The following is a 14,086-nucleotide window of genomic DNA, read 5'->3' as shown; positions in this document are numbered from 1 at the left end:
ACCCGGGACGGACCCGGCGCGCGGCACGTCCTCCGGCGTCGCTCTTGGCCACATGGGCCCTCGTCCACCCCGACGAAGGGACACCACCTGATGAGCACCGAGACCGGGCGTACCGGATTCTGGCGCGACGTCCTCGGACGGCTGCGCGGCTGGCGCACCGTCGACATCGTCGTTGCGGCCGTGATCGGCGTCGCCGTCGGCGTCGTCTTCTGGCTCTGGAACATCGTCTGGTCGGTCACGACCCCGCTCTTCGTGGGCTTTCCCCCCGCGCAGGCGGCGGTCTACGGAATGTGGCTGATCTCCGGCGTCCTCGGCGGACTGGTCGTCCGCAAGCCCGGCGCGGCACTGCTCACCTCGATCGCGGCCTCCCTGGTGTCGGCGGTGCTGGGGACGCAGTGGGGGGTCATGGTGATCATCGACGGGACGCTCCAGGGCCTCCTCCCCGAGCTGGTCTTCCTCGCCTTCGGCTACCGGCGCTGGGGCATGGGCGCGGCCGTGCTCGCGGCGGCCGCCGCCGGCCTCTCCCCGGCCGTCCGCGACAACCTCGTCTACAACGTGACCTGGCCCCTGCACTTCCAGCTCGTCTACGGCGTCATCGTCGTGATCAGCTCGGCGGTCATCGCGGGCGTCGGCGCCCGCCTCCTCACCACCGCGCTCGCCAGGTCGGGCGCGCTGGCCCCCTTCCCGTCGGCCAGGGGCTGACCCGTGGCCGACCACGACCGCCGCGGCCCCTCGGGGGCGACCGCGGAGCACCCCGCGGCACCGTCCCCCCTCCGGCCTCCCGGAGGGGGCGGCGCACGCGTCGAGCTGTCCGGCTGGGGGTGGCGCCACGCGGGCCGCGAGTCGTACGCCCTGCGCGGGGTGGACCTCACGGTCGAGCCCGGTGAGCGCGTGCTGCTGCTCGGCGCCTCCGGGGCGGGCAAGTCCACCCTGCTGCACTCCCTCGCCGGACTCACCGGCCCCGACGGCGCCCTCAACGGCGACCAGGAGGGGACGCTGCTGGTCGACGGCCTCCCCGCCGACCGGGGCCGCGGAGGCGTCGGCCTGGTCGGCCAGGACCCGGAGACGCAGCTGGTGATGGCCCGCGCGGGCGACGACGTCGCCTTCGGACCGGAGAACCTGGGGGTGGACCCCGCCCTGATCTGGCCGAGGGTGGACGACGCGCTCGACGCGGTCGGCTTCCCGTACGGGCGGCGCCACCCCACCGGCGCGCTGTCGGGCGGTGAGAAGCAGCGCCTGGTCATCGCCGGCGCGCTCGCCATGCGCCCGCGCCTGCTCCTCCTGGACGAGCCCACCGCCAACCTCGACCCAGCCGGGGCCGCACTGGTGCGCGGTGTCCTGGAACGCCTGCTCGCCGAGACCGAGGCGACCCTGCTCCTGGTCGAGCACCGGGTCGCCGACGTGGTCGGGCTGGTGGACAGGGTCGTGGTCGTCGAGCCGGGCGGCGGGGTGGTCGCCGACGGCGATCCGGCGGCCGTGTTCGCCGCGCACGGGCGCTCCCTCGCGGAGCAGGGAGTGTGGGTCCCCGGTGACGAGCCCTCCCCCGGCCCGGCCCCCGCGCCGGGCGGCGGCCCCCGCGTCGAGGCGGTGGGCGTCGCCGCGCGCACCCCCTTCCAGCTGGGGGCGGGCGCCCCGCCCCGGAGGACCGTGCTGGAGGGGGTGGACCTCTCCGTCGCGGCCGGTACGGCGACCGCCCTGACCGGCCCCAACGGTGCGGGCAAGTCCACGCTGCTGACCCTGCTGGCGGGGCTCTCCCGACCCCACAGGGGCGCGGTCCTGCCGCGCGGCCCCCTGGCGGAGGCCGACCGGCGGCCGCTGGCGCGATGGCCCGCCCGGCTCCTGTCCCGCCACGTGGGCACCGTGTTCCAGCACGCGGAGGACCAGTTCGTCACCGGCACCGTGCGGGACGAGCTGCGGTTCGCCCCGCGGCGGGCCGGGGCGGACGGGGCCGGGACCGAGCGGCGGGTGGACGAGCTGCTGGAGCGGCTGCGCCTGACCGGCCTGGCCGACGCCCACCCCTACACGCTCTCGGGCGGCGAGAAGCGGCGGCTGTCGGTGGCCACGGCGCTCAGCTCCGGCCCCTCGCACGCGCCCGGAGTCCTCGTCCTGGACGAGCCGACCTTCGGCCAGGACACCCGGACGTGGACGGAGCTGGTCGAGCTGCTGGGCGGGCTGAGGGCCGAGGGGTGCGCCGTCGTCGTGGCGACCCACGACGAACTTCTCCTGCGGCACTTCGCGGACGTGCGGGTGCGTGTGGCGGGGGGCCGCGCGGTCCCGGGCACGGCGGGAAAGGCGGAGCTGTGAGCGTCTCGGAGGACCGGGGCCGCAGGGGCGGCGTCCCCGCCCCGGACGCGCCGGGCGCCGGGGGAGCGCGCCACTGGCTCGCCCGGCTCAACCCGGCGGCCAAGCTGCTGGCCGCGCTGCTGCTGGGGCTCGGACTGGTCCCCGCCGTGGACGCGGTCACCGGTGGGGTGGTGCTGGCCGGCGTTCTGCTGGTCCTGCCCTTCAGCGGGATCGACCGGCACACCCTGCTCGTCCTCGGCGGCCCCTTCCTGCTCATGGGGCTCTCCAGCGGGCTGGTCAACTACCTGTACGGCGAGCACGGCGCGGAGGGGGCGCTGGGCGCCGCGGTGCGCCTGCTCGCCATCGCCCTCCCCGGCCTCCTCGCGGCCGTCAGCAGCGATCCGACGGAGATGGCCGACGGGCTCGTGCAGAGGTTGAGGGTGCCCGAGCGCCCCGCCATGGGCGTGCTGGCGGCGCTGCGGCTCATCCCCCTGCTGGCCGACCAGTGGCGGACCGTGACCCTGGCGAGGCGGGCCCGCGGACTGGAGGCCGGGCGCAACCCGGTGCGGATGGTCACGCTGTTCTTCGGCAGGCTGTTCGCGCTGCTGGTGCGGTCGATCCGGACGGGGACCCTGCTGGCGACGGCGATGGACGCCAGGGCGTTCGGCACCGGGCCCCGCACATGGGCCAGGGAGAGCCGCTGGCGGGTCGGGGACACGCTCCTGCTCGCGGGTGCGGCCCTGCTGCTGGCGGGGGCGTACGCGCTGTCCGCGCGGCTCGGCACCCTGGTGCTGCTGTTCTCCTGACCCGGGTGATTAGGTGGCCCGGACAGTGACGTCGAAGTGGAAGAGGTGGAGTTCGTGGGCGAGTTCGTGCGCGTGGAGACCGATCCGGACCACCCGGCGGTGGCCGTCATCCGGTTGGACCGGCCGAAGGTCAACGCGCTCAACGCCGTGCTGACGGCGGAGATCGCCGAGGCCGCCACGAGGGTCTCCGCGGACCCCGCCGTGCGCGCGGTGGTGCTCTACGGCGGCGAGCGCGTGTTCGTGGCGGGCGCCGACATCAAGGAGATGGCGGACCGCACCCACGCGGAGATGCTGGAGTACGGGCGCAACCTCCAGAACGCCCTCACCCTGGTGTCCCGCATCCCCAAGCCCGTCGTGGCCGCCGTCACCGGGTACGCCCTCGGCGGCGGGCTGGAGCTGGCGCTGGCCGCCGACTTCCGGGTGGTGGGGGAGGGGGCCCGGCTGGGCGTGCCCGAGATCCAGCTCGGCGTCATCCCCGGGGCGGGCGGCACCCAGCGCCTGCCGCGCCTGATCGGCCCCGCCCGGGCCAAGGAGATGATCTTCAGCGGCAGGCACGTGCGGGCGGAGGAGGCCGGGCGCATCGGGCTGGCCGACGAGGTCGTCCCGGACGGGGACGTCTACCGGGCGGCCGTGGCCCTGGTGGCCCGGTACGCGGAGGGGCCCGCCGTGGCGCTGGCCGCGGCCAAGGAGGCCGTCGACCGGGGCCTGGAGACGGACCTGGACTCGGGGCTGGAGATCGAGCGCCTGCACTTCGCCGGGCTGTTCGCCACCGAGGACCAGAAGAACGGGATGCGGAGCTTCGTCGAGCAGGGGCCGGGCAAGGCGGTGTTCAACGGGCGCTGACACGGGCCTCCGCGCAGTTCGGGGCGGGGGTCCCGGCCGCTCGGGCCGGTGCGCCCGCCCCTCCCTTCCCCAAAGCTTTGTTGTTTTTTGGCATGGTTTTAGTCATTTGTCAGGTTAAGTAGCGATACAGGACCTGCTCCGGTCGTCCGGATCCGGCCAGTCGAGACGAGCGGGGCGGAACCGCCCACGCCAGTTTTCCGTCATACTCGGTGGTGGTCGTCCGAGGGCGGACGGGCCGTCGGCCCCCCATGACCCTCCGGCGGTCCCGAACAGACCACACAGGTCCGAGACGGACCACACAAGCCAATGTTGACCCATCCCCCGGCCGATAAGCTGGACGTGGTGGTATGCGGTCTTTTGAGGGGATGAGTTCTCGATGGCAATGTCGGCAGGTTTCCCCACGGGTGAGGAGCTGCCGGAGCGCATCGGCCACTACGTGATCCGCCGCCGTATCGGGCAGGGCGGAATGGGCGTGGTGTACCAGGCCGAGGATCCCCGGACCGACCAGTTCGTCGCGCTGAAGGTCCTCAAGCCGGAGGTCGCGGGCGACCACATCGCACGGGCCCGGCTGGCCCGCGAGGTCGAGACCATGCGGCGGGTGCAGAGCCCCAACGTGGCAGAGGTCATCGACGCCGACACCCAGGCCGAGCTCCCGTGGGTGGTCACCGAGTACATCCCCGGGCCCACGTTGGACGCGACCGTCACCGACCACGGCCCGCTCCGGGGCCGCGCGCTCACGCGCTTCATCACCGGGCTCGCCCGGGCGATCCAGGACATCCACGCGGTGGAGGTGATCCACCGCGACCTCAAGCCGGGCAACGTGATCATCTCCAACGGCGAGCCGATCGTCATCGACTTCGGCATCGCGCACGCCGTGGACGGCGCCAAGCTGACGCAGACCGGCACGTTCGTCGGCACCCCCAGCTACCTGTCCCCGGAGGTCATCGAGGGCACCGACCTCGGCCCGGCCACGGACATCCACGCCTGGGGCGGCACCGTCGCCTTCGCCTCCACGGGACGCCCGCCCTACGGCGCGGGCTCCTTCGAGGTCATCTTCTTCCGCATCCTCAACGGCGAGATCGACATGGACGGGATGCACGAGGCGCTGCGCCCGCTGGTCAACCGCGCCGTCTCCCGCGACATGCGCAACCGCCCCACGGCCGCGGAGCTGGTCGCCGAGGCGGGCCGCCTCAACCTGGACCTGCCCTGGACCGAGGACCAGGAGGTCCGGTCCACCGGGCTCACCGGCGGCCACACCGTCCACAACCCCTCCACGGGCGTGGGACCGGAGGACTCCGGCACGGGCGGCGGACGGGGAGCGGGCGGGGCCGCGGCCGCGGGCGCGGCCGGCGCCGTGCTCGGCGGAGCCGCCGGATACCTGGCGGGACGCGGCGCCGGCGACGAGGGCTGGGGGCCCGCGCACACCGCCGGCGGCGCGAACCCCGCCTCCAGCGCGTGGTCCGGTCCCGGCGGGTCCCCCCGCTCCACCCACGCCGCCGAGGCGGGCGGGTGGCGCTCCGACGAGGAGGCCACGGACGACCTCTCCGGCGCGCGGGGCGCCCAGCGGTCCTGGGACGCCGACGAGGACCCGACGGACGACCTGTCGGGCGCGCAGCGGGGCTGGAGCGACCCGGAGTCGACCGACGACCTGGGCGGGCTCCGGGGGACCGGCCGGATCACCCCGGGCGGCCGCGAAGACCTCGACGACCCGCAGGGCACCATGCGGATCAGCCCCGTGGGGGACGACCCGGACGACGCGGGGAGCACCCGGCGCATCCGTCCCGGCGAGCCCCCGCGGGACGACCCGCAGGGGACGATGATGATGGACCCCGTGGAGCCCGGCCGGGGGCGCCCCCAGACGGCCGATCCGGAGGACGGGTACCAGGCGCCGCACACGCAGTTCTTCAACACGCCCCTGCACAAGGGCGATTTCGCGGACATCCTCACGCCGGTCGAGGAGGGGCGCAACAGCCGCAACACGCAGGAGTTCGGCGAGGACGACTACGAGGAGCGCGGCGGCTGGCTCAGCCGCTTCAAGCGGGGCAGCAACGACCGGGTGGGGGACTACTTCCGCGGTGACGAGGAGGGCGTCGACGCCGACGGCGACGGTTACATCGACGAGGAGTACGAGGCCGAGGCGTGGCGGATGCACCCGCTGGTGCTCATCCCCGTCATGGTCGCCCTCGCCGGCGTGTCCCTGTGGTTCCCCTGGTTCGGCGCCCTCCTGGGCGTCGTGATCATCGCGGGCCTGGGCGCGCTGGACGTGGTCAAGGCGGAGCACGCGCGCCGCCTCCAGACCCGGGGGCCGCGCAACTCCGACAGCATGGTGGTGGCGCTCAGCTTCCCCTGGGCGTTCGGGCGCATGGCGGTCCGCACAGCCGGGTTCGGCCTGATCTACCTGCTGGCCGGGATCCTGGTCGGCATGGTCTACGCGACGATCGTGGACGCGACCCCGGGCCAGGGCGCCAACTACACCGGCGCCTTCGCCATCTTCGTGATGGTCCTGCTCAGCTACATCATGCCGAGCGGCCGCGAGGCGCGGCACCAGGCGGTGTGGCTGGTGGAGCGGGCGCGGTTCCGGAGCCTGTACCTCTACATCGGCGTGATCGTCGGCATCGTCCTGCTGACCATGCTGATCCTGTCGATCGGGTTGTCCTCCACCCCCGACTGGGCGCCGTTCGGCGGGCCGTCCGACTGGTTCGACGGCGGATCGTCGTGACGAGCGGCCCCCTCCCGGCACGGGAGGGGGCCCTCGCGGTTCTCCGGTGGTTCCACCGGTGGTGCGACCGGTTCCGGACCGCCGTGCGCGACCTAGGGTGGTGGGCAGGCCGGCACCCCGGCCGCGCGGGCCGGCCCCGGCCGGGGCCGCGCTCGGCGGGGCCGCCGAATCCGGTGGCAGGGTGTTGGTTAGGGTTTCCTAAGTCACACTTGGGGTCGAGGGTTGGCCTTCAAGCTACTAGCCAGTAACATCTGGTGTACGGGCACATCGCGGGACCGTCCTTGACGTGAAAGGCGGACCCGCCGTCGAATGACCGAACGGCATTCGGCATTGTTGGCAGAACGGGGCGCACCGGCGTCCGCCCGCCACACGGCGGATCAGAGTGCAGGGAGGTCGGCCACCGGCCATGAATATTGTCGTTTTGGTCAAGCAGGTCCCGGACACGGCGACCGAACGGAAGCTCAACCCCGACGACAGGACGCTCGACCGCGCAGCGTCCGACGGCGTCATCAACGAGCTCGACGAGTACGCGATCGAGGAGGCCCTGCTCCTCAAGGAGAAGCACGGCGGCGAGGTCACCGTCCTGACGATGGGACCGGACCAGGCCACCGACTCCATCCGCAAGGCCCTCTCGATGGGCGCGGACAAGGCCGTCTTCGTCAACGACGACGCGCTCCACGGATCGGACGCCCTCCAGAGCGCCTACGCGCTCGCGCAGGCCCTGGGCACCGTCGAGTTCGACCTGGTCGTCCTCGGCTCCGAGTCCACCGACGCGCGCACCGGCGTCATGGGCGCCGCGCTCGCCGAGTACCTCGGCCTGCCGCAGCTCACGCTCGCCGGCAAGGTCGACATCGACGGCGGCGCCATCAGGATCCAGCGCCAGACCGACTACGGCTACGACGTGGTCGAGGCTCAGCTCCCGGCGGTCGTCTCCGTCGTCGAGAAGATCAACGAGCCCCGCTACCCGTCCTTCAAGCTCATCATGCAGGCGAAGAAGAAGCCGGTCGACAAGAAGTCCGCGGCCGACGCGGGCATCGACACCGGCCGGGTCGGCCTGGCCAACGCCACCACCGAGACCGTCGACTTCGCCGCGGCGCCGCCGCGCGCCGCGGGCACGATCGTCAAGGACGAGGGTGACGGCGGCGTGAAGATCGCCGACTTCCTCGCCCAGAAGAAGTTCGTGTAGGCCAGGCGAGAGACTCAGGAAGGTTCAAGGATTATGGCTGAGGTCCTCGTCCTCGTCGACCACGTCGACGGACAGGTCAAGAAGGTCACGACCGAGCTGCTGACCGCGGCCCGCCGCATCGGCGAGCCCGCGGCCGTGTGGATCGGTGACGGCGCGGAGTCGGGCAAGGCCGCGCTGGCCGAGTTCGGCGCCGAGAAGGTCTACGTCGCCCCGGCCGAGCTCAACGACTACGTCGTCGCTCCCAAGGCCGAGCTGCTCGCGAAGCTGGCCCAGGACAAGGGCGCCGCCGCGATCCTCGTCTCGGCGACCGCCGAGAACAAGGAGATCGCCGGGCGCACCGCCGTCAAGCTCGGCTCCGGTGTGCTCACCGACGTCGTCGACGTCGACGCCGACGTGGTCACCGAGCACAGCATCTTCGGCGGCGGCACCGTCACCCACGCCCGTGTGCGGACCGGAGTGCCGGTCGTCGCCGTGCGCCCGAACTCCGTCCCGGCCGAGGCCGCCGCCGGAGCGGCCGTCGAGGAGGCCGTCTCGGTGGACGTCTCCGACGCCGCCAAGGCCGCCAAGGTCGTGGAGCGCGTGGTCCAGGAGCAGGGCGAGCGCCCGGAGCTCACCGAGGCCGCGATCGTGGTCTCCGGCGGCCGCGGCGTCGGCTCCGACGACTTCTCCGTCGTCGAGGGCCTGGCGGACTCGCTGGGCGCCGCCGTCGGCGCCTCCCGTGCCGCCGTCGACTCCGGCTGGTACCCGAACCAGTTCCAGGTCGGCCAGACCGGTAAGACGGTCAGCCCGAACCTGTACCTGGCCCTGGGCATCTCCGGCGCGATCCAGCACCGTGCGGGCATGCAGACCGCGAAGAACATCGTCGCGGTCAACAAGGACCCCGAGGCGCCGATCTTCGAGCTCGTCGACTTCGGTGTCGTGGGCGACCTGCACTCGGTCGCTCCGCAGCTCACCGAGGAGATCAACAAGCGCAAGTAGGCGCACGCGCCGAACACGCCCAACGCCCGGCCGGGGTCACCCGGCCGGGCGTTCTCGCTGTGTCCGCAGAACCACCGGAAACCCTGTTACGGCCAGGCCGGTACTCCGTCCGGAGCCGCTGCGGGCCGCCGGGTTTTCCGCCGGGGAGGCCCGGGTAGGCGGGGCCCACGGAGCCGACCGGGGCGGGCGCCCCGGGGCGGCGGGACCTGGGAGGGGCGATGGCGGAACACGGGGGCGCGGTCCGGGTGCGCGCGGGCCGACGCGTCGTGGAGGTGCGCAAGCCGGACAAACCGCTGTTCGGCGAGGGCGGGCCGACCAAGGAGGACCTGGCCCGGTACCACGAGCGGATCGCACCGCTGATGCTGCCGCAGCTGAAGGGCCGCCCGATCGCCCTGGACCGGTACCCCGACGGGGTCGGTGCCGGCGGGTTCTTCGTGAAGCACCCCTCCACACCGGAGTGGGTGCGGACCGTGGAGACCAGCGGCGGCACGATGATGGAGTGCCGGGACGCGGCGACCCTGGTGTGGTGCGCCGACCAGGCGGCGATCACCCTGCACGCCTGGCAGTCGCGGGAACCGGACCTCGGCCTCCCCGACCGGATGGTGCTCGACCTCGACCCGGCGGGGGACGGGGAGGAGGCCTTCGCGGAGTGCAGGGCCGCCGCCAGGGACGTGCGCGAGGCGCTGGACGAGGTGGGGCTGGCCGCGTACGTGATGACGACCGGTTCGCGCGGTCTGCACGTGCGGTCGCCGCTGCGGCCCGAGGCCGACGACCAGGAGGTGCGGCGGCTGGCGGAGGGCGTCGCCGACCGCGTGGCGGCGCGGAGACCGGACGAGCTGACCACCGAGGTGCGAAAGGAGGCCCGGAAGGGGAGGCTGTTCGTGGACTTCCTGCGCAACGGCCGCGAGCAGCTCGCGGTCGCCCCGTACTCGGTACGGGCCAGGCCCGGCGCCCCGGTGGCGGCCCCGGTGACCTGGGAGGAGCTGGACGGCCTGGAGTCGTCGCGGGCGTTCGGCACGGACCTGGAGCGCGAGGCGTGCCCGTTCGCGGGCATGGGGCGCCACGCCCGGTCGCCGCGCAGGGCACTGGAGCGGTTGGAGCGGCTCGGCTGACCCCTCAGGACCCGGGGGCGCCCTCCGGCCACACGCAGGGCGAGGAGGCCCCGATGGACAGGCTGCCCTGGGCGCTCGACTGGACGGACATCCGGAAGGAGTCCTCCTCGTTCTCGACGAAGACCGCCAGGTCTTCGGGGCGTCCGTCGTCTGTCACCTGGTAGCCGTTGGCCGTCCAGTACTCGTGCAGGCGTTCGACGCTGGCCTCGTTGTCCTCAGCGGGAAGGCCGCGCAGCCAGTAGGTGCGGCCGACCGACGCGCGTCCGCTCTCACCTCCGTCGACCGTGTCATCACAGGGGTTGGCGATGTCGCCTCCCAGGGCTTCGAGCTCCGGGGCTTCGGGGAACACCGCCACAGCCGCGGCGATGTGCTCCTCCACCCTGGTGTAGGCCTCGTCGTGGGTCATTGCTGCTTCCTCCTCCGAGGTATCCGAGTCCACACCGGAACCGCAGGCGGTCAGAGCCACCACGACGGCGATGCCGCTGCATGCGCGTCCGAGAGCGTTGATATCCACTGTTCCCCTACTTCTGTCCGGCGATGACCTCACCCATGTACCGCAGGGACCTGGTGTCGGGATCGAAATATTCCGAGTGTGCGTCGTTGAGCGGCCACTGGCCCCCGTCGGTGCCCGGGTTCGATCTGAACTCCGTCGCTCCGAAGCCCGGATCCGTCGGGTCCATTCCGTGGGTGAAGCCGGTGAGGTGCGTGATGTTGTCGTTCTCGGCTGTGGAGACGTGGACGTTCTCAGGGGGGAGTCCCAGGTCGCTCACGTGGTCGGCATTGGCGCCGGGGCTGCCCACCAGCACGATGTTGTCCGCGTTGAGTCCTTCGTCGCCCTGCGCGGTGTGACCCACCACGGTGGAACCGTAGCTGTGGCCGATCACTGTGTTGTTCGACGGGGACGGATTCACGTGGGTCGCCCGCAAACCGTCCTGGAAACTGCTCAGCTCGTCGACCGCGTCCTCGGCCCGGCCCGCGCCGGCGGCTTCGACGGCGTTGGGGGCGTCGTATCCGATCCAGCTGATGACGGAGTGGTTGCTCTCCTCGTCCGCGATGGTGGCCGACTGCACGAGGGCGTCGGCCCGGTCCATCTGGGAGTCGACGCTCTGCCAGGTGGTCGTCGTGCCCGGGACGAGGGTGGCCACGTTGTCGGCGGTGTCGGGGTTGCCGTTCGCCACGATCGCGCGTCCCCCGCCCTCGGCGTCGAGGGCGAGCAGGTACCTGTCCGCGCTCTCGTCGTTGAGGCTGTCGCGCAGGGTGGTCAGAGTGGAGAGCTCTCCTTCGAGGTCCGTCAGGTCGGTCTGGGCGTTGTAGGCGCCCATGCCGCCGTCGGAGTCCGTCAGGGAGTCGAAGGCCTCGTCGCGTTCCTCCTGCGCGTTCGCGACCTCCTCCTCCAACCGCTCGATCTCGTCGTCCAGGTGTTCCCGGTTGAGCTCGTCGCGCACGGTTGAGGGGATGCCGTCGAGTTCGCGGAGCAGGTCGGGGTGGTCCCGCACGGCCTGCGCCTGCTCCTCCTCCGTCATGGAGGTCCACCACAGGTTGACGATGGACGGGTGCTCGTCGCCGGTCAGCTCGTCCGGGACCATGCCGGGAACGGCGTCGCCCAGGTACAGCAGCTGACTGCCGGACAGGAGGGCGGACTCGACCAGGCGCTCCAGGGTCTCCTGGCCGGGTCCGTCGCGCAGGTCCTTCTCCGCCTGTTCGGCCCGGTCCATCAGGGTTTCCCAGTGCCCGGCGTGCTCGGTGAGCAGCTCCTCGCGCAGCTCCTCCATGCGCGCGGCGGGCCTTCCGGTCGCCTCCTGGCCCGCGCTGCCGAGAATGGAGTCGTTGCCCGCATCCCTGATCGCGGACTTCTCCTCCTCCCACCGGGTCTCCAGCTTGGCCCGCTCGACCCGGTAGGCCTCGATGTCCAGGCCCCACTGGCGCAGGACGGCCGCCCCGTAGGTGAGGGCGGCGGCGGCCTCCTGCCAGGCGGCCAGCTCCTCCGACGAGCCGGAGACGATGTTCCAGGCGATGAGGTCGGTGAACTCACCGGCGGACGACTGGAACTGGCTGTGGGCGCCCTCGGACTGGCCGGTCATCTTCCGGCACACGGCGTCGAGGTCGTCGGCGCCCGACTCGATGGCGCCGACGTCGGCGTCGATGTCGGCGGGCAGGCCGAGGGACATGGAGGCGACGTCGCTCACAGGTGTCTCCGGGGGGTGGGTGGCGGGCGCGGGGTCAGAAGTTGATCTGGATGTCGAGGGCCTCCAGGCCCTCCTGGTACTCCTCGGCGCTCTCATGGTCCGAGTCGGTGATCGCCAGGTCGGCGCCCTGGACGTTCTGGGCCAGGTTGATGCCGTTCTGCGCGACCCGCCGGATGTGCTCCATGGCGTCCAGTTCGTAGTCGGCCAGACCGGACGAGACGTGTTCGGAGACCGCCGCGGCCAGCCCTTCGACGGCGGCCTCGAAATCGGTTCCGAGGAAGACCATGGCCTCGGCCAGCGCTTCGGCCTCCTCGGCCTCGGACATGGCCTCGACGGGGTTGACTCCGGTACCGCTGGACACGGGGACTCCCAGGGAGTGGGGAAGGGGGCAGGAGAAGCCTACAGACAGTGCCGGAACGGTGTCAGATCAGGACATGCGGGTCGCATGGCGGTCCGTGCGGCCCTGAACTGGGGATTCGGCCGGAGGCGGCGAACCGGCGCGAGGTTCTGGCCGTTTGTGGACACGTGGGGCGCGTGCGGTCGGAGGGGACCGGTGCAGCTGGTGCGACAGGTGTGGTGGCGGGGATTCCGGGAACGATGCCATCACCTCGGCCCGGTCCGGCCGCGGCACCGCTTCCGACAGAACCGCGGGGGAGACCCACATGGAGGGCTACGAGGCCCAGATCGGCCTCGTGCTGGTCCTGGTCGTCGTGAACGCCGTCTTCGCCGGCAGCGAGATCGCGCTGATCACGCTGCGGGAGGGGCAGCTCAGGAGGCTGGAGGCGAGCGGTCCCGGGGGCCGGGCGGTCGCGAGGCTGGCCCGCGACCCCAACCGGTTCCTGGCCACCATCCAGATCGGCATCACCCTGGCCGGGTTCCTCGCCTCGGCCACGGCCGCGGTGTCACTGGCCCGCCCGCTGGTCGAACCCCTCGGCTTCCTCGGTTCCTACGCCTCCCCGGTCTCCGTCGTCCTGGTGACCGTCGTGCTGACCTTCGTCACCCTGGTCCTGGGCGAGCTCGCGCCCAAGCGCATCGCGATGCAGCGCGCCGAGCCCTGGGCGCTCCTCGTCGCCAGGCCGATCAACGCCCTCGCCGTCCTCTCGCGGCCCGCAGTGTGGCTGCTCGGCGTCTCCACCGACCTGGTGGTGCGCCTGGGCGGGGCGGACCCCGGGACCGGCAAGGAGGAGGTCTCCGAGGAGGAGCTGCGGGAGATGATCTCGGCCCAGGGCGACATGACCCCCGAACAGCGGACGATCCTCTCCGGCGCGTTCGAGATCACCGGCCGCACGCTGCGCCAGGTCCTGGTGCCCCGGCGCGACGTGGACACCGTCCCCGCGTCCCTGCCCGCCGGCGAGGCCGCCCTGTTCCTCGCCGAGCGCGGGCACTCGCGGGCGCCCGTGGTCACCGAGGGGGACGTGGACGACGTCGTCGGGATCGTGCACTGGTCGGACCTGCTGCGGGGCGAGGGGGACGCGGGCGCCCTCGCCCGCGAGCCGCTGCTGCTGCCGGTCTCCCTGTCCGTGTCGCAGGCGCTCCACCGGATGACCGGCGAACGGCAGCAGATGGCGGTGGTGATCGGTGAGAACGGGGCGGTCGACGGCATCGTCAGCCTGGAGGACCTGCTCGAGGAGGTCGTCGGCGAGATCTACGACGAGACCGACGCGGACGCGCGCGTTCCCACCAGGGTCGACGGCGGAGCCCTCCGCGTGCCCGGCGCCTACCCCGTCCACGAGCTGGACGACCTCGGCGTCGTCCTCACCTCGCCCCCGGAGGGCAGCTACGTCACCGTCGCCGGGATGGTCCTGGTCGTGCTCGGCCACATCCCGGAGGGCCCGGGGGAGAGCGTCGACCTGGGCGGGTGGACGGCCACGGTCACCGAGGCCGACGGCCGGGTCGTCGGCGAGCTGCTGCTCGTCCCCGACGCCTGACCGCCGGCCCGCGCCGCCCGGGGAGCGGCGCGGCCGTACGGGCCC

General features: G+C 72.7%; 12 protein-coding genes. 9 read left to right on the top strand and 3 right to left on the bottom strand.

Annotated features, from left to right (window positions below; genetic code table 11):
* The first annotated feature begins 90 nt into the window (after positions 1-90).
* The 8 genes from OUQ99_RS26100 to ligD all read left to right on the top strand — a co-directional run bounded on the left by OUQ99_RS26100 (position 91) and on the right by ligD (position 9,927).
* Positions 91-702, top strand: a complete 612-nt coding sequence (locus tag OUQ99_RS26100; protein WP_267946427.1) for an ECF transporter S component — start codon at positions 91-93, stop codon at positions 700-702.
* A gap of 105 nt (positions 703-807) precedes the next feature.
* On the top strand, positions 808-2,304 hold the full coding sequence (locus tag OUQ99_RS26095) for an ABC transporter ATP-binding protein (RefSeq protein ID WP_267950505.1): 1,497 nt from the start codon (positions 808-810) through the stop codon (positions 2,302-2,304).
* Positions 2,301-3,089: an energy-coupling factor transporter transmembrane component T family protein gene (locus OUQ99_RS26090; protein ID WP_267946426.1), complete on the top strand. Its 789-nt coding sequence runs from the start codon at positions 2,301-2,303 to the stop codon at positions 3,087-3,089. Before OUQ99_RS26095 ends, OUQ99_RS26090 begins: the two co-directional genes overlap by 4 nt.
* Positions 3,090-3,143: 54 nt before the next feature.
* Positions 3,144-3,932, top strand: coding sequence for an enoyl-CoA hydratase/isomerase family protein (locus tag OUQ99_RS26085; RefSeq protein WP_378553077.1), 789 nt, complete (start codon positions 3,144-3,146; stop codon positions 3,930-3,932).
* A 376-nt stretch (positions 3,933-4,308) separates the two neighbouring features.
* On the top strand, positions 4,309-6,651 hold the full coding sequence (locus OUQ99_RS26080) for a protein kinase domain-containing protein (protein ID WP_267946424.1): 2,343 nt from the start codon (positions 4,309-4,311) through the stop codon (positions 6,649-6,651).
* Positions 6,652-7,057: 406 nt separating this feature from the next.
* On the top strand, positions 7,058-7,837 hold the full coding sequence (locus OUQ99_RS26075) for an electron transfer flavoprotein subunit beta/FixA family protein (RefSeq protein WP_267946423.1): 780 nt from the start codon (positions 7,058-7,060) through the stop codon (positions 7,835-7,837).
* A 33-nt stretch (positions 7,838-7,870) separates the two neighbouring features.
* The gene (locus OUQ99_RS26070) at positions 7,871-8,815 is read left to right on the top strand and encodes an electron transfer flavoprotein subunit alpha/FixB family protein (protein ID WP_267946422.1); all 945 of its coding nucleotides are present in this window, start codon (positions 7,871-7,873) and stop codon (positions 8,813-8,815) included.
* A gap of 218 nt (positions 8,816-9,033) precedes the next feature.
* Positions 9,034-9,927, top strand: a complete 894-nt coding sequence (gene ligD, locus OUQ99_RS26065) for a non-homologous end-joining DNA ligase (protein ID WP_267946421.1) — start codon at positions 9,034-9,036, stop codon at positions 9,925-9,927.
* Between the two features lie 4 nt (positions 9,928-9,931).
* Here the strand turns inward: ligD and OUQ99_RS26060 are convergent, their stop codons facing one another.
* The 3 genes from OUQ99_RS26060 to OUQ99_RS26050 form a co-directional block, all read right to left on the bottom strand.
* A complete protein-coding gene (locus OUQ99_RS26060; protein ID WP_267946420.1) occupies positions 9,932-10,333 on the bottom strand; it encodes a hypothetical protein in 402 nt (133 codons plus the stop codon).
* A 115-nt stretch (positions 10,334-10,448) separates the two neighbouring features.
* On the bottom strand, positions 10,449-12,113 hold the full coding sequence (locus OUQ99_RS26055; RefSeq protein WP_267946419.1) for an alpha/beta hydrolase: 1,665 nt from the start codon (positions 12,111-12,113) through the stop codon (positions 10,449-10,451).
* Between the two features lie 34 nt (positions 12,114-12,147).
* The gene (locus tag OUQ99_RS26050) at positions 12,148-12,474 is read right to left on the bottom strand and encodes a hypothetical protein (protein WP_267946418.1); all 327 of its coding nucleotides are present in this window, start codon (positions 12,472-12,474) and stop codon (positions 12,148-12,150) included.
* Positions 12,475-12,775: 301 nt separating this feature from the next.
* Between OUQ99_RS26050 and OUQ99_RS26045 the strand changes: the two genes are divergently transcribed.
* Positions 12,776-14,041 (top strand): hemolysin family protein, encoded by a 1,266-nt coding sequence (locus OUQ99_RS26045; RefSeq protein ID WP_267946417.1) that lies wholly within the window; start codon positions 12,776-12,778, stop codon positions 14,039-14,041.
* Positions 14,042-14,086: the final 45 nt, after the last annotated feature.

The organism is Streptomonospora nanhaiensis, assembly GCF_026642255.1.
In the GTDB taxonomy this organism is placed as follows: domain Bacteria; phylum Actinomycetota; class Actinomycetes; order Streptosporangiales; family Streptosporangiaceae; genus Nocardiopsis; species Nocardiopsis tropica.
This window is presented reverse-complemented; position numbering and strand designations above follow the sequence as displayed.